Source organism: Caballeronia sp. dw_276 (assembly GCF_018449635.1).
Taxonomy (GTDB): Bacteria; Pseudomonadota; Gammaproteobacteria; order Burkholderiales; family Burkholderiaceae; genus Caballeronia.
This window is the reverse complement of the sequence record NZ_JAAVUV010000001.1, coordinates 203760-223751: the sequence shown is the minus strand read 5'-3', so window position 1 is coordinate 223751 and position 19992 is coordinate 203760. Positions and strand designations below refer to the sequence as shown.

Below are 19992 nucleotides of genomic sequence, written 5' to 3'. Positions count from 1 at the left end.
CGTCCAATCTGGTATTACCCCATGCCCTTCGCCGCCTTTCATGATTTACGCCGTTTATCGTTCAAACCCGGTGGCGCGGAGACCCGGCGTTTTGCGCGAACGCTGATCGGTTGTTTGCTGAGTTATGGTGCGGCCAAACTCGCGACGCTGCCCGAGCTTTACTGGGCGGTCATTACTACGCTGATTGTGGTCACGCAGCCGAGTCTTAACCAGGCGCTGACGACGGGGCGAGATCAGATTATCGGCGCGGTGATCGGCGCGATACTCGGCGTGCTCGGTTTGCTTGCCATCGTTCGCGGGACAGAGCCGCTCGTGGTGTTTGCTGTCGAACTCGTGCCACTTGCCGCGCTCGCCGCGTGGCGCCCGACCTTGCGGCTCGCTTGCGTCACGCTCGTGATCGTCGTGCTGATTCCCGCGACCGGAGTTGGATCGCCGTTTTCGAGGCCGATCGATCGTGTGCTGGAGATTTTGATCGGCGCGGGCTCGGCGCTGGTTGTCGCGTTCCTGTTGCCGAACCGGGCGATCAACGCCGCGCACAATCGCGCGGGTGAGATTGTGCTGACGCTGGGCGAACTGATCGCGCTATATCTGCGCAAACCCGACGATGCGCGCACGGCGGAAGGCTTGCATCGAAGATCGGCGGCGGCTGAGCAGGCACTCGACGATGCGATTACGGAAGCCGGGCGAGAACACATTATCGTGCCGGTCAAAAGGTCGCGCGAAAACGTGATCGATAAGGTTGTGCCGATGCTGACGCGCTTGCATCGCGATGCGCTGTTTCTAGGGCAGGCATTTGCTGGGGATGTGGGGTTGGCGGGGCGATTGACTTTGGTTTCCCGCGAAGCGTTGGGGGAAAGCGCCGATGCGTTCGATGCGTTGGCGAAGGCGCTGGCGGCTACGCTCGATGCCGATAGACGGCAGCAGGATGAGAATGTCAAAGCGGCGCGGGAGGCGTTTGAAAGACTGCGGGAGGCGGCCAACAAAGCGACCGCATCGATGGAGAAAAATACCGTGCTGCCGTTTGTGCTGAGTTTGCTGGTGACGGATTTTGGGGATCTGGTTACGACGGTGGAGGGGAAAGAGGGGTGATGCCCTCCGTATCGCTTTCAGATGCGAAAGCACGTGTTCCTCTTATCAACATTTACAGTTTACAAGAATTGCTTGCAGACCTACATAACACGATCGCAAGAGTTTAGTTTTCATGCGCCAGCTTTCGAGTAGAACCGCTAATCGTTAACTGGGAACAAAAGTGTTGAACCAGCGCAAAGTCTTTCTGGCTTCTCATTTCAAGTAGAGCCATCGCGTATCATGCGTCACGCTTCCGACCGTAGCGTAAAAGATGTTCACCTAGGGATTTTCTTAAGTCATCCGCCAGAATTTGCATGGCCTCGGGCGGAGGCCTACAAGAGAACATTGTTGAGTCTACGCACCTAACATGGTTGGATGAAACGCTACTTTCGCATATCACGACACTGTCACCAAATGTTGACTCGGAACAAATCCATCGCTCGCCAACTTTACTATTCGGAACCCAAGCCAGTTTCCCGTCGAAACGCATATTACCTAAGTTAAAATTTAGCTCTCCGCGCCGAGTTTCTTTGATGATACAGGGATCGCGCGCAACGGTGAATCGGCTGTATATCAGAAAATTCCGAATCTTATAGAAGCTATGGATATATCGACTTGCTTTTGAGTAAAATAGCTTTAGCAGACGATTCGCAGATAAATGGTAGACCCCCCGCGCCGACGCAATTAGCCGCCCAGTCGCATCGCATCAGGTCGGCCCGGACTGCAAAGTCCCTATTTTGGTTTTGATTTTTTTAGTACTTATACACTACAAAAACGCGAGAGCAAGATGAACGAAGAATTCCACTATTTTCCAGATCTGTTTGATCTATTAATTGAAACTATTGCGCGGCTAAATCGAAGTAAAAAAGGAGCATTGCTTTTTTTGCGTGGCGCTGGTGTGGCAACGGACGATTTGGCCGAGGTAAGCGATATCGTAGACTCTAATCCGGACTCGATAAGCAAATTTGAAATCGTTCGAAGCGTTTTAACTAAGTTAAATGCGCGCGGTGACAGTGGATTGCGGGCGCGACGTGAAATCATTAAACGCGTAACAGAATTTGAAAATTTTGAATCTTGTTGGCCAGAAGATCGCTTAAAAGCTAAGGGACTCATTGCAGGTGTAAGAGAAATCGTTAACACGAAGGACTCGTTCACCCGAATGAAGCAAGAACGAGATTCAGAGCGCGAGAAAAGTTTGACAAACTGGCGCGCTGAACAAACCGCGTTAGCCAAAAAGATTTCTGCACTTGAGCAGATTACGCAGCGTCTATTTGCACTTTTCGCAATGGACGATCGACCGCAAGAGCGTGGAAAACTCCTAGAATCGGTTTTAAATGATTTATTTAAGGCATATGGCATCCACGTCAGTGAAGATTTTCGCCGAAAAGCGCTCGACAGTAACGTAGTGGTTGAACAACTCGATGGAATAATCGAATTTGACAATGCAATTTATTTAGTTGAGATGAAATGGCTGAACACTCCGGTCGGGATTGGTGACTTTACGCCACATCTGAGCAGGTTGCTATTGCGCCCAAATAATGCGCGTGGCATCTTCATCGCGACAAATGGATATACAGACGCTGTCTTAGCTGAATGTAGAAATGCTCTAAACTTAAGAACAATCTTTCTTTGCTCGTTGCAGGAGTTTGTAATGCTTCTACAAAACAACCACGACCTAGTGAATTTTCTTCGGGAAAAAACCAAAGCAGCGATCGTTGAGAGGAATCCGTTCCTAGAGGTTCTCAGCTAGCTTTACGTTAAATTTTTTTAATCAAATTACGGTTAAGTAAATAAAAATTAAAGCGGACCGACAAGAACTGAATCATTCGAATCGAGCTAATTTTTATCAAGAAACCCAATATTGCACACATTCACTGAAACATGGAATGCCAATAGAGGGTATTAAGATATAAAAATAACCAGTGCAGATTACTTTAGCGCGTTCGCGATAAGCCCAAAATCAGACTTTAAAACAACAAAGCCGACCTCCGGTCGGCTTTGTCCTTTCCTACGCCTACGCCCAAACTCACATCGGCGGCGCAACCCCATCCTTCTCCACCACAACACGCGAAGCCGCATACTCCGTGCCTTTAACTGGCGTGGCAATAATAAACACCTTCTTCCCCGCGAGCAAATCAGCGCGCGCAGCCGGCGCAAACGTCACGACAGGCACGCCTTCCGGCACTGTCACGGTATTCGAACCACCCTTATAAGACAGCTTTAAATCCCGCCCACTCGTGCCGGTAACAACCTGATCCACGTTCGCATTCGTCATCGTGCTATTCGGCGACAAGTCCCAGGCGTAATGCCCTTCACCCGTACCGCGTGCCGCTTCCGGGAACACCAGCACTTCGGTCGCCGTCATCTTGCCATCGGTGCCCGTCGTGGCAGCCGTGCCAATAAACGACCCGGCCTTGATATCCGCAAGCTTGATGTTCTTGACAGCCGTCACCGGCGTGTCCTGCTTCATGTCGATGGTCACGGTATCGCCGCTACGACGGTGCACGGTGAGCGTATCGCCGGAGATCGAGACGATATCGCCACGAATGCGCGCGGGCTTTGCAGACGGCGTTTGAGCCAGCGCGGCGCCAGCAAATGCGAGCGCTGCAATCGATACACCCAGTTTCATGCGGATTGACGCAGATGCCATGGAGACTCCATTAGTGAATAGTAAGAAAACTTAAGCCCCGCCGAACCAGTTGTAACCCTGGTTCTCCCAGTAACCACCGGGATATTCGTTCGTCACGGTTATCGCAACGATGTGCTTCGGATTCTTGTAGCCCAACTTCGTTGGCATGCGCAGCTTCATCGGAAAGCCGTATTTGGGCGGCAAAACCTGTCCGTCGTAGGTCAGCGTCAAAAGCGTCTGCGCGTGCAGCGCGGTCGGCATGTCGATGCTCGTCGAGTAGTTGTCAGCGCAATGGAACGCTACGTATTTGGCTGTCGTATCGGCACCCGAACGCTTGAGGAGATCGGCGAAACGCACGCCGCCCCATTTGCCGATAGCACTCCATCCTTCAATGCAAATGTGCCGCGTCACCTGGCTTTCTTGCGGCAGCGCGCGCAATTCATCAAGAGTCCAAACGTTCTTGCCTTTCACCAATCCGCCGATGGGCAACTTGTACGCGGCGGCATCGACCATCGGGACATCGTCGATGTCGTAGAACGCGTTAAAGGGGAATGGCCGCGTGATCATCGACTCGGGATAGGTCGGCGCGAGCTTGTTGGGATCAAAGAGAAAAGCTTGCGCGTCATCGTTGAAATGCGACATGGTGCGCAAGACGGTGTCCACGGATTTATCGTCGGAGATGTTGCAGCCCGACAGCATCATCAAGCCACCCAGCGACAAAATGCGTTTGCCGAAAAGACGCCGCGCGGGCGCCTTCAATTCGTTGCGCGCATCTTTGAGGATGTTGTCGACATCGAGATGCTTGGCTATCAGTTCACTCTTTCTGTTCAGCATGGTTCAGCGGCCCCGGATCATCAACAACAACGAGCGTGGAACGAGCGCAACCATCACCACGTGCAGCACGAAGAACGCAACAAGGAAACTCATCGCGAAGAAATGGACGACGCGCGCATTGTCGTAACCGCCCATCAAGTCACGCAATAACGGAAATTGCACTGACTTCCAGATCGCGAGTCCCGACAGGATCACGACCACGATGTCCACGATAACCGCGAGATAAGCCGCCTTCTGCACGGCGTTGTAGTGCGACAGATCGTCGTGTTTGAGCTTGCCGGTGAGCGCTGCGCGCAGATCGCCGACAAGGCTTTTCACGCTAAGCGGAAACAGCTTGCGGCGGAATCGTCCGGACACGATGTTCATCGCGACGTAGATCAGGAAGTTGGCGACCAGCACCCACATGGCCGCGAAGTGCCACAGCAACGCGCCGCCGAGCCATCCGCCCAGCGTGATACTGGCCGGGAAAACCAGCGCCGGAAAAATGGGAGAAGCGTTGTAGACCTGCCAACCGCTCGTGACCATGACCACGACCGCAAGCGCATTGATCCAGTGCGTGATGCGAACCCAGCCGGGTTGCGTCGCGCTCAGCTTGATTGATTGAGTCGAAGATTGAGCCAAACTCGCCTCGTAGGGATAGTTATACAACGCGATAAAGCCGCCGCTTGATCGCATCTTAACGATCGCACACTGATGAACGCATGACACGTTAATGACTTTTTTGTCATTCTTCGGGTGCATGGAAGGCGGATCGTTAGAATGGGGTTCTGCCCAACTGAAGCGCGTTCGAGCGCAACGCACCTGCCGCATGACCATTCTCGTTATAGAAGACGACCGCAAGACCGGCGACTATCTGAAGAAGGGGCTGACGGAGTCCGGGTATCAGGTCGACCTGATTCGTAATGGCGCCGACGGCCTGCATCAGGCTCTGGCGCACCCGTACGAGCTGATCGTGCTGGACGTGATGCTGCCCGGCCTCGATGGCTGGCAGATCATGCAGGCCTTGCGCGCCAAACGCGATCTGCCTGTCATCTTCCTGACAGCGCGCGATCACGTCAGCGATCGTATTCACGGTCTCGAACTCGGCGCGGATGATTACCTTGTCAAGCCGTTTTCGTTCACCGAACTCGTGCTGCGCATTCGCACCTTGCTGCGGCGCGGCGTGATCCGTGAATCGGATGTGTTCCAGGTAGCGGATCTTCATGTCGATGTCCTGCGACGCCGCGTGACGCGTCAAGGCACGGATATCGCGCTGACGAACAAGGAATTCGCGTTGCTGCATCTGTTTTGCAAACGGCAAGGCGAAGCATTGTCTCGCACGCTGATTGCGTCGGAAGTGTGGGACATGAACTTCGACAGCGACACCAACGTAGTCGATGTCGCGATCAAACGCCTGCGGGCCAAGCTCGATCAACCCTTCGATATCAAGCTCATCCACACGGTACGTAGCATCGGATATTCGTTCGGCGCGAATGGAGAATCGCATTGAATCCAATGCGTTCACGCTCGCTCGTTGTCCGCATCACGGTCCTGTTCGCGTTGATTGTGTGCGTGGTGGTGAGCATGGTCGGCGGGTCGCTTTATCACGCGACCAGCTTGACCCTGTCCACGCGCGCAGATTATCAGTTGATCGGGCGTGTCGAACATTTTCGTTCTCTGCTGCACGATCTTTACACCATCCAGGAAATCGAAGCGCGGCCACGGCTCTTCGAAACCATGCTCGGCGATCGCCAGGACGTGATCATCTTTCGCCGGCCAGGCGTGCCGCCGTTCATCAACGTGAATCCGGAGAACATGCCCTTGCCTCCACTGGTTCCCGTGCCAGTGCAGCGCGCAGTGGGTCTTGATGCGCTATACGAAGGCACACGTTCCGACGGCGTGCGCATGCGCTGGGTTGCGGCTCAGGCGCAAGTGGGCGATAGCGGCGAAGTGGTCGAGATCATCGCGGCGCATGTGATGACGCAAGAGGCGCACGTGTTGTCGACGTATCTCGTGCGGGTCTGGATCAACGTAGCCATTGCTGTTCTGGTCACGGCGTTGCTGGCGTGGTGGGTATCGAGCCGCGGTCTCACGCCATTGCGAAAAATGGCCGATAAAGCCGCCGAAATCACGCCCAACACACTTTCCGCCCGGCTCGATGTCGAGAACACGCCGACCGAATTGCAGAGCCTGGCGGTATCGTTTAACGCGATGCTCGATCGACTGTCGACGGGATACGAACGGCTGCTGCAATTCTCGGCGGATCTGGCGCATGAAGTGCGTACGCCTATCGGCGTGTTGATCGGGCAGACGCAGGTCACGCTCGCCCACACGCGCAGCGAGAGCGAATACAAGAGCGTGCTGGAATCGAATCTCGAGGAACTCGAGCGGCTGGGACGCATTGCGCAGAACATCCTGTTTCTCGCGCAAGCGGATCACGAACGGCAGGAAATCGAGCGGGCGACGCTGAACACGCGCGAACAGCTCGAAACCATCGCCACCTACTTCGAAGGTCTCGCCGATGAACGCGATCTCCGCTTCGACGTTCAAGCCGAAGGCGAGATGTTCGTCAACGAGATCATGTCGCGGCGGGCGATCAGCAACGTCGTGGTGAATGCGGTGCGGTATGCAAAGCCGGGCACCACGATCCGGCTGACCGGCAGCGAAGACGCGCAGGGCGCGCGTATCGTGATCGGCAATCAGGGCGAGCGCGTGTCGCCGGAAGAACTCGCGCGGCTGTTCGACCGGTTTTATCGAGGCGATGCCGCGCGCAGCGAATTCACAGAATCAAGCGGGCTTGGACTCGCGATCGTGCAGGCAATCATGCGACTGCATGGCGGATCGGCATCGGCGAGTTGCTCGGCGGATGGGTGGATCGAGTTCACGCTTCGGTTTGCCGCGCAGGCCTAGCTGACCTTTTATTCCACCACACCAGCTTTTAGCGCCAGTTCCTGCCGCACGGCCAGCAAACCGTGTATCTGCGATACAACCGCCGCGCCCTCGCCCACTGCGGCGGCCACGCGTTTTGTCGATGCCGAGCGCACATCGCCGATTGCAAACACGCCCGGCACGCTCGTCTCCAACGCGGTCGCGCCATCCATGTGGCCGCCGTGGGCCTCGGGTCCCGTCAGCACGAAACCCTTGCCGTCCGTGCTGACGTTGCACCCGGTCAGCCAGGCCGTATTCGGATCGGCGCCGGTGAACAGGAACAAATGCCGCGCTTCGATCTTGAGCGGGCCATCAGGCGTCTTGCAATGCACCGAGGCAAGCGTGCGGCCATCGCCCTCGAGCGACTCGATCTGCGTGCGCGTATGCACCGTCACGTTCGGCAACGATGCAATCCGGTCGATCAAATACCGCGACATGCTCGATTCCAGCCCTGGGCCACGAATCAGCAAATGCACCCGCGCCGCGTGCGACGCAAGATAAACCACCGCTTGCCCCGCCGAGTTGCCGCCGCCAACGAGCACGACCTCCGTGCCCTTGCAAAGCTTCGCCTCGACCGGCGACGCCCAATAATAGGTGCCGCGCCCTTCGAATTTCTCCAGCCCTTCGATCGCGGGCCGCCGATACGCCGCGCCAGTCGCGATCACCACGGTGTGCGCGGTGACGCGCGTGCCGTTCATCAATTCGATTTGAATGGGCGTGCAATCGCAATGCAGCGCCTTGATCTCGGTCGGAATGGCAATGTGCGCGCCGAATTTCTGCGCCTGCACGAACGCGCGTCCGGCGAGCGCCTGGCCGGAAATGCCGGTCGGGAAGCCAAGATAGTTTTCGATGCGCGAACTCGCGCCCGCCTGGCCGCCCGGCGCGCGGCAATCGAACACCGACACCGACAACCCCTCGGACGCCGCATACACGGCCGTCGCCAATCCGGCCGGTCCCGCGCCGACGACGGCGACATCGTAGATATGCGCCGGATCGAATTCCGGCAGCCAGCCCAGTTGCGACGCGAGCTGGTTTTCGTCGGGCGCGCGCATCACGGTGCCATCGGGACAAATGACAAGCGGGAAATCGGCCTTCGATGTCGAGATCCGTTCCAATAATGCAATGGCGTCAGGATCGGTACAGGCATCGATCACCGTATGCGGATAACCATTGCGGCTCAAAAATCCTTGCAGCGATACCAGCCGTCCATCGTCCGACTGACCGACGAGAACCGGCCCGCTGCCCTTTTCGATCAAGCCCACGCGGCGCAGGATCAACGCACGCATGATCCGTTCGCCGAGATCTGCTTCGGCCACGAGCAACGCGCGCAGCCTGTCCGGCGGGATCAGGATGGCTTCGACGTCATCGATCGCGTGGCCATCGACCAGAGCAGGTTTCCCCGATAACTGTCCGACTTCCGAAACGAATTGCCCGGGTTCCGAGTCGACCACCAGATGCACGTGACCAAGACCGTCGCGCCGCGTGATCCGCACGCGGCCATTGAGCAGCACGAACATGCCGGGACCTGGCGCGCCGACCTCGAACATCAGTTCGCCTGCACGGTAGTACTTGATTGAGCCGAAACCGCGCATGCGATCGATTTCCTCGACCGTCAGATGCGGGTACATCTGGTGGCGGCGGCTTTGGAGCGGTGAAAACGGAGCATCGGCGGGCGTTTCCGCCGGCGCGGCGCTGCCCGCATCGTTTGTGATCGTGTTCAGGTTTTCGCGCGCTGGCGGCGCATTGTCGCGCCATTCCGCTCGGGCGTGATCCGATCCTTCGCTCATGCCTTCGTAGGCAGTACTCATGCGTGTCGATCTCCGTGAAGGTAGACGGCCTCGTGCAACGCGCCCTTGCCGGCGGCCGGCGCTTTCGCAGGCCACGGGCACATGGCGGCCATTTCGCCCAGGTCCTCGCGCGGGCCGCCGAAGTCCGTCAGCGGCTTGAGCTCGAGGCCGGCGAGACGCCACGCGTCCAGGCCACCGGTCAGCGGTACGACGTCCTTGAAACCCGCATTGCGCAGCGACTTCGCCATCCACGCCGCCGATACCTCGTTCGGGCACGAGCAATAAATAATGATCTTCTGGTCGGGCTGATAACTCTCGACGATCTTCTGGAGTTCGCGTTCATCGGCGAAAACGGAACCGGGGATCACGAACGGATCGAGCACGCGTTTCTCGGACGAACGGATATCGAAGATTGCCGGCAGCGGCTCGTTTTCCATCAGGGCATAAAGTTCATCGACGGTGATGCGCGCCGTTTCCAGCGTTTTCATCAGCATCTTCCGGCGCCAGTAGCGATACGCCACGTACCCTGCCAGCGCGATCGCCACCACGACCAGCGCTTGCCGCCCGAGTTGCGCGATCATCGCGAAGACCATGTCGAGTTGCGCGGCGAAAATCACGCCGACCAGCAAGCCGACCGCCGCCCACAATCCCACGCCAACCCCGTCATGCGCGATGAACGAGCGCGTGCGCACGCCCATGGCGCCGGCAAGCGGCACCGAAACCAGCGACAAACCCGGAATGAATTTCGCGACCAGCAACACGCGCACGCCCCATCGGCCGAAGAAACGTTCGGTCTTCTTGACGCACGTATCGCGCGAGAGCGACAACTTGCAGATGGTCTTGAGCGTGCGGTCGCCATAACGCCTGCCACCCTGGAACCAGACCATATCGCCCAGCACGCCGCCGAGCACGGCAATGCCAAGCATCAACGCGAGATGCGGCAACACCGCCTGGCCGTTCACGCCCATCATGGCGACAGACGCGCCGACCACGATCAGCGTCGGCATGGCGGGAACGGGCAGGCCGAGCGCCGCGCCCATCACATTGAAAAACACGATAGCCGGACCATACCGGTCAGCCAGATCATGCAACAGCATGAGATTCTCCTGCGGGTTGTGCTGCGCTGGATTCGGGTGGGGAATGCGCGATGCCGGACGCCGCCCGAAGGCGCGTGCTCAGCGGCATTTTTTACGGCTTTGAAACGAAGCGCGGGACGGATTTGAAACGGCGCCCCCGGCAGTCATGCGCGTCGCCCGGCGCCGCAGCATTAATGAGATGAGTGTAGCGCGGATTGACGAAAATGCCATGAACCGCACGCTTCGCCATACACCATATGACAGCGCCGATTTTCAGCGCACGCCTAAATAGTCATTTCGCCCCATGTACCATGGTGAGCCATCACTGCAAACCAAAATCAACGCGAGTGGGCGCGCCTTTGTCCTTGATGCCATCGGCGTTCATGTGCGGTGAAACGATAAAGATCCGCTTGCTGTCGATCTTGCCGTCGAAGTAAGCCTTCACCGCCGACGCCCGTTTTTGCGCCAACGTGCCAAGCGCGCCTTCGTCAATGGGCGCGTTGGCTGCGAGCGCTGCTTTCATGTCGGCGTCGGGCAAGGTCTTCGTCAAGCCGATCATGTTCCGCGGCTTTTTGAAGTCGGCGTCCTTGTACGCCTTGGTCAGAAACTTCGTGTATTCATCGGCGGAAAGGGTGATTGTCGACGGGCTGATGTTCGGGTTGTCGTCGCTCGAATCCTTCATCTTGGCGAGCTTCACCTGGCGATCCACGTACGCGGCGCGCAGGCCGGGTTCATCGACGGCGGGATCAACCCGCGCCGACAAATCCATCTTGATGGACGGCTTGTCGGCCAACGCCTTGGCAATCGTGTCGAGCTTCTGCTTGCCGGCGTCGCTCAACGTGGACGAACCCGGGTCGAACTCCACGTAACCGAGTTCTTCGGCGTTCTTGCCGCCGCCGAACGCGTTTGCCAGCAGCGAGAACGGCGCGGTCACGGCGCGTTCCAGCAGGTTCACGATCGCTTTCCAGACCAGCGCGCCGACCGAAAACTCAGGATTCGCAAGCGAGCCGGAAATCGGGATGTTCACATCGATCTCGCCGCGCGAGTTCTTCAACAAGGACACGGCCAGCCGCACCGGCAGTTTGGTCGCGGTCGAGTTGTCGACGTGATCGCCGAACGTGAGTTGATCGATGAAAAGATGGTTGTTCGCGCTGAGCTTGTCGTCCGCGAGCTGGTAGTGCAGGTCAACGTTCAGCTTGCCTTTTGTGATCGGATATCCCGCATATTTGGTGGAATACGGCGAGATATTGGGCAATTCGACGTCGTGCGCGCTCGCGGTCAGGTCCAGCGCGGGTTTCGCGATCAACGGATTGACCGTGCCCTTGATCGATACCGGTCCGTTTGCGTTGAGTTTCGCGGCGACATCGACGGGTGCGGACACGGTCGAATGCGTCCCGAATGCGCCGATGGTGCCCGTGATCGCGACAAGATTGGCGGTGAAATTCGGCTTGATGAAGTTGTCGGTGTAGGTCACGCGCCCGTTTTGCAGCACGAGCTGGCCGAAGCGCAGATTAGGCGTGGGCGATGTCGATGCCGGCTTGGGAACCACCGGCGCGGAGGCTACCGGAGCAGGCGCGGCGGCCACGGTCTGAGTGCCCGTCTTGTCCTTCACCACAACGTCGCGCAGGTTCAGCTTTCCTTGTGCATCGAGCAGAACGCGGCCGTAGAAATTAGCGAACGTAACGCGCGCGGCTTCCACGTCGGCGCCTTTTTCATCGTAGCGGGCGTTCAGCTTTGTCAGGCCGAGCAGCTTCCATCCGGCGAGCGGTTGGGAACTTACCCGGTCGATCAAACGCACATTCGACAACGACACATCGCCCTTGTAACCCGCCTTCAGCGTGCGTCCCTCACCCGAGAACGAGGCGTCGCCGTTCGCGGTGACCAACGCGCTCGAAAGCGATGCGTTCAGCGCGCCCCCGAAATATGGCTCGAATGCCGCCGCGTCCAGCTGACTTGCATCGAGATGCAGCGCGAGACTCAGCGGCTTGATTGTCAACGTGCCTGCCGTGGCGAGCGTGCCCTTGCCGTTCATGGTCAGCTTGCCATCGACGGCGAGCGGTTTGGTGAGGTCGTCCGTGACCTGCTTCACGTTCACCTGAAGCGGCGCGATGTGAAGCTTGACCGGAGTCGGCGTGGTTTCGTCGGTGAAATCGGCGGTGCTGTCGTTTAGCGATACCTGCGCGATCTGGTAGCGCCAGGCCGGGCCGGCGGCGTTCGCCTTTTCGATCTTGCGCGTCGCGCTGACGTCCGGCGCGGCTTCGTGCGGACCGGCGAGCGCCGCGAGGTCGATACTGCCGTCTTTCAGGCGTTTTGCATCGACGGAAAGGCCGTTCAGCGTCACGCTTTCCAACGCGGCAGTACGCGCGGCGACATCGATTTTTGTGATCTTCGCCTGTGCCGAAGCCAGCGTGACCGGCGCCGTGTTCGCGGTTGGAACGAGTTTCAGCGACTTGAGCGAGACGTCGCCGGCGCCGACCTGGATGGACGCTTCGGGCTTCGACCAGTCGACTTGCAGCGGCAAGTTCGCGCTCAGCGCGCCGTCCGATACCCGCGCGGCAAGCGCGTTCGCCACGTAGGGTTGCAGCGGCGGGAGCGGCACATCGGCGAGCGCGAGTTTCGCGTCGGCGTTCTTGCCGGGCAAGGTGAATCCGCCCGATGCCGCGAGCGTTCCGCCATGATCCAGCGCGGTTTTCAGCGTATAGCGCGCCGGCGCTTTTCCAAGCGTGGAAAAGTCATCGAGTGTGACGTCCAGCGCCTTCAGGCCAAGCTTCGCGGGTTGCGCCATCAGGCTGTCGCTGAACGCGATCTGGCCTTGATCGATGGCGACGTGTTTGATCGACAAATCGAGCGGTTGCGTCTCGGCTGCGGCTTTGGTTTCGGCTGCCGGAGGCGTGTTGGCGGGCGGACCACTCAGTTTCTGGAAGTTGAAGGCTCCGGATTTATCGCGGGAAAGTTTTATATCGGGTTGCGCTAATTTTATCTCGATCAATTGATAAACATTGCGCAGCGGCTCGAGATTCGCCGCGTTCACGTGCAGCGATTGCGCGGCAAACAGCGGCGCGTTCTGCTTGTCCGTCACGTCGATATCCGCGAAATCGGCCGTGCCCTTGATGCGCACAACAGGCGCATCACCGTTAAGAGAGAAGCTCACATCGAGATTGGTCGAAAGCTTGCCGCTTTTCACCACGACCGGCAGCGAAGCCGGCGCGTACGAAACCAGCTGTGGCACATCGAGCCCGTCGAGCTGCAGCGCGACTTCCGACTCGCGCGACTCGGCGAACGGCTTCGTGCGGCCCTTGATGGACAGCGGCGAGCCGTCGATGCGCGCCTGCAGCGACGGCGTCACGAACAACTCGGTGGTCGAGGGAAGATTGGCTATGAACGGAATCCCGACCGACCATTGATCGATTACGTGCTGCGTCTTCTGCAAGCGATCATCGAAATCAATGCGCCCATTCGCGATCCGGATATTCGATACGGAAAAACGGGCGGGTTTATCGGCGGGCTTGGCGGACGGCTTCGAAAACTTTTCGATGAGGTCCGAGAAGTTGAAGCGTTGCGCGTCGTACCGGACGATATGAAAGCGCGGCGAATCGATTTTCAGCTCGTTGATCACGGGCGCGAGCCGGAACAACGAAGACCACGAAGGCAGCACGATCAGCCGTTCTATATCGATAAAATCGCCGCCCTTGGCGTCGGCAGAAAGATTGCCTTTCGCCTCGCCAATATGCACGCGGTCAGCTTCAAAGCTAAGCGTATAGGGATTGAGCGCAATGCGGCCGATCGTGGCCGGACGGCCAAGCTGGTCGGAAATCTGCTGCTCGGCGATATGGCGAATGAGAGGGGGCGCCGCGAAAAATCCCAGCAGCCCGATCACGACGACAAATAAAACCAGGCCAATCGCGACACGGCGCGTGCGGTTAGAACTCGCGACCGCGTTTGCTCGATCGATCAGGCCACGGCCAGCGGATGTCAGGGAAGTCTTGTTCAGGCTTGCCATGCGGGCCTCACAGCGCGGTCACGCGCCATGAGACCGCGCGTGACCTGGGGGAAACGGAAGGCCCGAGTATACGACGCGAAAGCGTCAAATTGAATCGGCGATGGTCCGTATGTCCCGCGCTTATTACTCTTCTACTGCCGTTCGATGGCCGGCGGCGCCCACGCGCCCGAAGTCGCTTCAGGCTTTGGCGCATACAAACGCATCATCAACTGGAAGTCGCCCTCGGGTGCGGGCAGCCAGTTCGACGCGCGCGCCTTGCCCGGCGATGTCGCAGAGACGACCACGTCTGTCGAGCCATCGCGATTTTTCTTCAGGCGGTCGCGGTCGCTGAGCGAAAGCCTCGGCGCTTTGTCATCGATAAGCGCGCCGTCCTTCGTGTACGCCGTGAGCGTCCAGAAACCGCGCACCGGCGGCAACTGGTTGGCCGCGAAATGCAGCACATAAGTATTCGCGCCGTTGAGCGCGTGGGCGTCGCTGTCCAAGAACGCGACAGGTTTCACCTCGCCCTCCTTTGTCCCCGTACCTGGCTGACGTTTGGCGAGGAATGCGCGCAAGGTGTAGTCGGTGTCGTAATTGCCGACAGCGTCGCCGAACCAGACCCAGCCGTTGCGGCTCGTCGCATTCGAAGGAACCGTGTCGACGCGCGCCCGGCCGTCGGCAAGACCGGTTGTGAGCAAGGCTGCATCCGATGCACGGAACTGAACCGGCTCGCCCGCTTTCACGCCCAATTGCGCCAGCAAGCTCACGGCGTGCGGATCAGCGGGCACGGGCGGGTTGTCTTCCAGGGCTTTGGCCAGGCGCGTGAAGTACGCGGTGGCATCGAGCGAATCGGCCTTGTCGCCGCTTGAAATCACGCTCGGCGTGTTGGCTGTGACGTTCGGCCACGCAGCGCCGGCGGTCGTGGGACTGGTTTTATCGGAAGAAGGCGCTTCGATGTGCATCGCGGTCTGGAGCTTGCGCGCCTCGCGCACGTCACGCTGGCCGTTTACGCGCACCCGGACCGATAACCACACGTAACGCGTCGGCGTTTCCACGCGCGTCACGCCCTCAGGCAGCGTGCCGGTATAACCCTTTGGCACGAAAGCGAGCACGCTCGCCTGCTCGGCCGCGGCGCGCGCCGCCTTGCCACGCTTTTTCACGACGGGCGCAGGGGTATCGGGCGCGGCGCCAATGCTCGAATAGATCACGTTGGTCCAGGCATCGAAGGCGCGGGCATCGAAATAACGGCCTCGCAACGCGCCTGAAGGCGTCGATTGCACCGACGACAACGCGGGCAGCGAAACCAGCACCGGTCCACTCGATACATCCAGCCACGCGGTCGATTCAAGCGTGTCCACACTCGGCCGCCCCGTCGCGCCGACCGGCGGCAATGCCGTGGTGTGCCGCAAGCTGTTCACAGGTGCTTGTCCCGGCTTCGATGCATCGCCGCCCGTCGCCTTTTCGCGTGCCAGGTCGGACGCGACCAGCGGATAACCGAATACATAAGCATCCGCGACCTGATCTTTCCGCCAGCCGTCGCCGTTCGTCACGACAGGCGCCTGCGTCGAGCAACCACCCAGTATTGCCAGCGTGCTCAAACCCGCAAGCATCCAACGTGTCCCACTCAGCGCAAACAACGGAACTGCCCAGCGTCGGTTATTTTTCATTCGAATTAGGTCTGTTTAGGCTTTTTTACTTCGTTCGGCGCGCGCGCCGGCTGGTCCTGGAATTCATGTCCTGCAGGTTCGCTCGCCGACGTTCAAACTATCGTTCAAGTTATCTTGAAAACGCGTTTTATCTTATCCAATGACGATAGGCAAGAAGCGCGTAACGATGCCTGAAAATTAGTCAGACGTTTCATAATTTTTGCGACAAGTAACTGCCTATATAGTGCCGGTTTTTTATTCACGCGCCATGGCAATGCAAGTGCAACTCACTTGAAAATACACCTTGACCTTCCAATCATTGGAATGTCGATACTGGTTTTATCGAGCTGAATCTTGTGGCCCGCAATGAATCGGGAAGCTTTTATGTCTGCTAGTACGAGTCAAAACATTGCTGCTGCGTCGAATACCGCTGAATTTGCGATCGGCGGGATGACATGCGCGTCGTGCGTTCGCCGCGTCGAGAAGGCGCTCGCCAAAGTACCGGGCGTGGAAAACGTCTCCGTGAATCTCGCCACCGAAAAAGCCACGGTTCGCGCTGAACCGTCCGTTTCGCGCGACCAGTTGCTCGCGGCCGTAACGAAAGCGGGGTACGAAGCCACGTTTATCGAGCCGGAAGCCGCGCCAGTTGCGGCGTCTGCGCACACGGGCGAGCTGGTTGCCGTGGTTGTATCGGCGCTGCTGACGCTGCCGCTCGTTCTGCCGATGCTCGGGATCGACCTGAACCTGGGCGTCTGGGTATCGCTGGGGCTGGCGAGCATTGTCCAGTTCGTGCTTGGCGCGCGATTTTATGTCGGCGGCTTCAAGGCGGTGCGCTCGGGTGAAGGCAACATGGATTTGCTGGTCGCGCTGGGTACGTCCGCCGCGTGGGGTTTGAGCGTGTACGAATTGTTCGCGCATCCGGGCGAATCGGCGCATCTCTATTTCGAAGCCGCGGCGGTCGTGATCACGCTCGTGCGCTTCGGCAAATGGCTGGAAGCGCGCGCGAAGCGCCAAACCACCGACGCCATCCGCGCCCTAGACGCTTTGCGCCCCGACCGCGCGCGGATTCGCGACGCCGCGACCGGCCAGGAACGCGATGTCGCGCTCGCCGATGTACGCAACGGCGATGTCGCTATCGTCCGGCCGGGCGAGCGGATGCCCGTCGATGGCGTGATCCGCGAAGGCCGCACGCATGTGGACGAATCGCTGATTACCGGCGAAAGCCTGCCGGTCGCGAAGGAAACCGGTGCGCGCGTGACGGCGGGATCGATCAACGGCGAAGGCGCGATTACTGTCAAAACGACCGCGACCGGCGCGGAAACGACGCTCGCGCGCATTATCCGGCTGGTTGAATCGGCGCAGGCCGAGAAGGCGCCAATACAACGGCTCGTCGACCGGATATCGGCGATCTTCGTGCCTGTCATTCTGGTGATCGCGCTCGTGACGCTGATCGGCTGGCTGGCAGTGGGCGCGGGCGCCGAAACGGCCGTGCTGAACGCGGTCGCGGTGCTCGTGATTGCGTGTCCGTGCGCGCTCGGGCTCGCCACGCCCGCCGCGATCATGGCCGGAACCGGCGTTGCGGCGCGCCATGGCGTGCTGATCAAGGACCCGCAGGCGCTGGAAATGGCGCATCGAATCAGAATTGTCGCCTTCGATAAAACCGGCACGCTGACCGTCGGCAAACCATCGATGACCGCGTTCGATGCCGCTGACGGGATCGAACGGAAGGAAGCGTTGACGCTGGCCGCAGCCGTTCAACGCCTGAGCGATCACCCGTTGGCGCGAGCGGTTGTCGCCGCCGCCGATGCCGAATCGCTCCGGCCCGTCAACGCAAGCGACGCAAAAGCGGTCGCCGGGCGCGGCGTGGAAGCACGCGTGGGCGAGCGTCATCTGGCGGTTGCGAGCGCGCGTTGGCTCGAGGAACTGGCGGTTGTTGCGCCGGATGCGCTCAAACAGCGCGCGGCGGAACTGGAAACGCTTGGCAACACGGTGTCGTGGTTCGTGGACTTGAATGCCCCGGCACGCGTCCTCGCGCTGCTCGCATTCGGCGATTCGATAAAACCCGGTGCACGCGACGCCATCGCCCGATTGAGCGCAATGGGCATCCAGAGCGTCCTTATCACCGGCGATAACGCCGGAAGCGCCGCGAGCGTAGCGAAGTCGCTCGGCATTTCGCCCGACGCCGTCTACGCGCAAATGCTCCCCGCCGACAAGGCGCGCGTGATCTCGGAACTGAAAGCGCGCACCACGGGCGCGGTCGCGATGGCCGGCGACGGCATCAACGACGCGCCCGCGCTCGCCGCAGCGGATATCGGCATCGCGATGGCAACCGGCACCGATGTCGCCATGGAAGCCGCCGGCATTACGCTGATGCGTGGCGATCCAGCGCTGGTGGCGGATGCCATCGATATCGCACGGCGCACGTATCGCAAGATCCAGCAGAACCTGTTCTGGGCGTTCGTGTACAACCTGATCGGCATTCCGCTTGCCGCGTTCGGCCTGCTCAATCCGATGCTCGCCGGCGCCGCGATGGCGTTCTCGAGCGTGAGCGTGGTTACGAACGCATTGTTGCTGCGTACGTGGCGCGCTCAGGCGGGTTTGGTCGCTGCCGACGAACCCGACCTCGAAGGCAAGCCGATCACGCGCCCGGCGTAACGCGCAGTCTTGTTCGAGCCGGCATGCATCTCCTCGACGCGGGCGGCGATGTCCGTATCGAAGAGCGCCGATTTCGCGCCGTTGGTTGTATCAACATGAAGCAGCATCTGCTCGCTCGCCGAAACGGGTTCCGTACCCTCGCCCTCGAACATCTCCATGTAGAGATGAACGCGCTTGGCATCGAACGCGAGCACCGATGCCTCCACGCGAACTTGCGCGCCTTCCTTGATCTCGTGAAGATAATTGATGTGCGCTTCAAGTGTGAACAACGAGCGGCCACGGGACGCGCGTCCTGCCTCGTCGAGACCGATGCGATCCATGAACGCATCGGTCGCGAGGCTGAAGATCAGCATATAGAACGCGTCACGCAAATGCCCGTTGTAGTCGACCCACTCGGGTTTCACTATATCGCGATGAATGGTCAAGCTTTGCATTGTCAGCCGTTTAATCCTTGATGCCGTGACGTGATTTCGCTTCGGCTATCGCCGTGAGAACGCTGGTAATGCAGTCGTCGCGATAACGTTCCAGCTGCTTGATCGAATGCGATCCTTGCTGCTCGGTCGTGCCTTCCACCACGCGGTCGATGAGTTCATCGGTGAGCTTGGGCGCAACCAGCTTGGTCCACGGCAATTCTAGCGCCGGGCCGAATTGCTGCATGAAATGGCGCATGCCGGCTTCGCCGCCCGCGAGCGTGTAGGTCAGAAACGTGCCCATGAACGACCAGCGTATGCCGGCGCCAAAACGGATGGCGTCATCGATTTCGCCGGTCGTCGCCACGCCTTCGTTCACCAGATGCAGCGCCTCGCGCCACAACGCTTCGAGCAACCGGTCCGCGATAAACCCCGGCACCTCCTTCCTCACGCGCAACGGCCGCATGCCGATGGATTCATAGAACGTTGACGCCGCTTTCAACGTGTCTTCGGACGTCTGCTCGCCGCCTAAAACCTCGACCAATGGCAACAGATAAACCGGATTGAACGGATGGCCTACGATGCAACGCGACGGGTTCTTCGCGCTCGCATAGAAGTCCGTTGGCAACAGACCGGATGTAGACGACGCAATGATCGCTTCCGGCTTCGCCGCCTTCGACACCCGCTCGTGAAGACTCAGCTTCAGGTCCTCGCGCTCGGGCGCACTTTCCTGAATGAAGTCGGCCTCGCCCACGCACTCTTCGATCGTTTCGACAAATCTCAGTCTTTCCTTCGATGCACCTTGTGCAAGCCCGACACGCTCAAGCGCGGGCCACGCATTCGCGACGTTCTTTCTCAACTGTTCCTCGGCGCCCGGCGCCGGGTCCCACGCGATCACATCGAGCCCGGCCGCCAATGCCCGCGACACCCATCCGCTGCCAATCACACCAACGCCCAACGCCGCCAACGTCTTCACTTGCATACACCGGATTCCTTATTGA

At 59.3% G+C, this 19992-nt stretch carries 14 protein-coding genes; 5 read left to right on the top strand and 9 right to left on the bottom strand.

The window, feature by feature from the left end:
- Positions 1–21 precede the first annotated feature (21 nt).
- Both HB633_RS00965 and HB633_RS00960 read left to right on the top strand, forming a co-directional pair.
- Positions 22–1089 (top strand): FUSC family protein, encoded by a 1068-nt coding sequence (locus tag HB633_RS00965; RefSeq protein ID WP_213776211.1) that lies wholly within the window; start codon positions 22–24, stop codon positions 1087–1089.
- A gap of 766 nt (positions 1090–1855) precedes the next feature.
- Positions 1856–2818 carry a restriction endonuclease gene (locus HB633_RS00960; protein WP_213776210.1) on the top strand — a complete coding sequence of 321 codons (963 nt, stop codon included), beginning with the start codon at positions 1856–1858 and terminating at the stop codon, positions 2816–2818.
- Between the two features lie 276 nt (positions 2819–3094).
- Here HB633_RS00960 and HB633_RS00955 read toward each other — a convergent pair whose 3' ends face one another.
- Genes HB633_RS00955 through HB633_RS00945 form a run of 3 tightly spaced genes read right to left on the bottom strand, consistent with a single transcriptional unit; the run spans position 3095 to position 5206 of the window.
- Positions 3095–3718, bottom strand: a complete 624-nt coding sequence (locus HB633_RS00955) for a hypothetical protein (protein ID WP_213776209.1) — start codon at positions 3716–3718, stop codon at positions 3095–3097.
- A 30-nt stretch (positions 3719–3748) separates the two neighbouring features.
- Positions 3749–4531, bottom strand: a complete 783-nt coding sequence (locus HB633_RS00950) for a molybdopterin-dependent oxidoreductase (RefSeq protein WP_213776208.1) — start codon at positions 4529–4531, stop codon at positions 3749–3751.
- A gap of 3 nt (positions 4532–4534) precedes the next feature.
- Positions 4535–5206 carry a cytochrome b/b6 domain-containing protein gene (locus HB633_RS00945; protein ID WP_213776207.1) on the bottom strand — a complete coding sequence of 224 codons (672 nt, stop codon included), beginning with the start codon at positions 5204–5206 and terminating at the stop codon, positions 4535–4537.
- 133 nt (positions 5207–5339) lie between these two features.
- Between HB633_RS00945 and HB633_RS00940 the strand changes: the two genes are divergently transcribed.
- Both HB633_RS00940 and HB633_RS00935 read left to right on the top strand, forming a co-directional pair.
- On the top strand, positions 5340–6020 hold the full coding sequence (locus tag HB633_RS00940; protein WP_213776206.1) for a heavy metal response regulator transcription factor: 681 nt from the start codon (positions 5340–5342) through the stop codon (positions 6018–6020).
- Positions 6021–6025: 5 nt separating this feature from the next.
- Positions 6026–7420, top strand: a complete 1395-nt coding sequence (locus HB633_RS00935; protein WP_213776556.1) for a heavy metal sensor histidine kinase — start codon at positions 6026–6028, stop codon at positions 7418–7420.
- A gap of 8 nt (positions 7421–7428) precedes the next feature.
- On the opposite strand, the gene HB633_RS00930 is transcribed toward HB633_RS00935, so the two are convergent.
- From HB633_RS00930 to HB633_RS00915, 4 genes are all read right to left on the bottom strand, one after another.
- A complete protein-coding gene (locus HB633_RS00930; protein WP_255580688.1) occupies positions 7429–9246 on the bottom strand; it encodes an FAD-dependent oxidoreductase in 1818 nt (605 codons plus the stop codon).
- Positions 9243–10319: a DedA family protein/thiosulfate sulfurtransferase GlpE gene (locus HB633_RS00925; RefSeq protein WP_213776554.1), complete on the bottom strand. Its 1077-nt coding sequence runs from the start codon at positions 10317–10319 to the stop codon at positions 9243–9245. The genes HB633_RS00930 and HB633_RS00925 overlap by 4 nt, the downstream gene beginning before the upstream one ends.
- Before the next feature lie 304 nt (positions 10320–10623).
- Complete coding sequence (locus HB633_RS00920) at positions 10624–14301, bottom strand: DUF748 domain-containing protein (RefSeq protein WP_213776205.1); 3678 nt, start codon at positions 14299–14301, stop codon at positions 10624–10626.
- A gap of 131 nt (positions 14302–14432) precedes the next feature.
- Positions 14433–15947 carry a DUF1214 domain-containing protein gene (locus HB633_RS00915; RefSeq protein ID WP_213776204.1) on the bottom strand — a complete coding sequence of 505 codons (1515 nt, stop codon included), beginning with the start codon at positions 15945–15947 and terminating at the stop codon, positions 14433–14435.
- A gap of 363 nt (positions 15948–16310) precedes the next feature.
- Between HB633_RS00915 and HB633_RS00910 the strand changes: the two genes are divergently transcribed.
- On the top strand, positions 16311–18581 hold the full coding sequence (locus HB633_RS00910; RefSeq protein ID WP_276572785.1) for a heavy metal translocating P-type ATPase: 2271 nt from the start codon (positions 16311–16313) through the stop codon (positions 18579–18581).
- Here HB633_RS00910 and HB633_RS00905 read toward each other — a convergent pair.
- Together HB633_RS00905 and HB633_RS00900 are read right to left on the bottom strand one after the other, a co-directional pair.
- Positions 18515–19021, bottom strand: a complete 507-nt coding sequence (locus HB633_RS00905; RefSeq protein WP_213776553.1) for a thioesterase family protein — start codon at positions 19019–19021, stop codon at positions 18515–18517. The two genes, HB633_RS00910 and HB633_RS00905, sit on opposite strands and share 67 nt — an antisense overlap.
- Positions 19022–19025: 4 nt before the next feature.
- Positions 19026–19973: an L-carnitine dehydrogenase gene (locus HB633_RS00900; RefSeq protein ID WP_213776203.1), complete on the bottom strand. Its 948-nt coding sequence runs from the start codon at positions 19971–19973 to the stop codon at positions 19026–19028.
- Between the last annotated feature and the right edge of the window lie 19 nt (positions 19974–19992).

Coding starts and splice junctions, on each gene's coding strand:
- HB633_RS00965 (WP_213776211.1), top strand. CDS start 22: ATGCCCTTCGCCGCCTTTCATGATTTACGCCGTTTATCGTTCAAACCC.
- HB633_RS00960 (WP_213776210.1), top strand. CDS start 1,856: ATGAACGAAGAATTCCACTATTTTCCAGATCTGTTTGATCTATTAATT.
- HB633_RS00955 (WP_213776209.1), bottom strand. CDS start 3,718: ATGGCATCTGCGTCAATCCGCATGAAACTGGGTGTATCGATTGCAGCG.
- HB633_RS00950 (WP_213776208.1), bottom strand. CDS start 4,531: ATGCTGAACAGAAAGAGTGAACTGATAGCCAAGCATCTCGATGTCGAC.
- HB633_RS00945 (WP_213776207.1), bottom strand. CDS start 5,206: ATGCGATCAAGCGGCGGCTTTATCGCGTTGTATAACTATCCCTACGAG.
- HB633_RS00940 (WP_213776206.1), top strand. CDS start 5,340: ATGACCATTCTCGTTATAGAAGACGACCGCAAGACCGGCGACTATCTG.
- HB633_RS00935 (WP_213776556.1), top strand. CDS start 6,026: ATGCGTTCACGCTCGCTCGTTGTCCGCATCACGGTCCTGTTCGCGTTG.
- HB633_RS00930 (WP_255580688.1), bottom strand. CDS start 9,246: ATGAGTACTGCCTACGAAGGCATGAGCGAAGGATCGGATCACGCCCGA.
- HB633_RS00920 (WP_213776205.1), bottom strand. CDS start 14,301: ATGGCAAGCCTGAACAAGACTTCCCTGACATCCGCTGGCCGTGGCCTG.
- HB633_RS00915 (WP_213776204.1), bottom strand. CDS start 15,947: ATGAAAAATAACCGACGCTGGGCAGTTCCGTTGTTTGCGCTGAGTGGG.
- HB633_RS00910 (WP_276572785.1), top strand. CDS start 16,311: ATGTCTGCTAGTACGAGTCAAAACATTGCTGCTGCGTCGAATACCGCT.
- HB633_RS00900 (WP_213776203.1), bottom strand. CDS start 19,973: ATGCAAGTGAAGACGTTGGCGGCGTTGGGCGTTGGTGTGATTGGCAGC.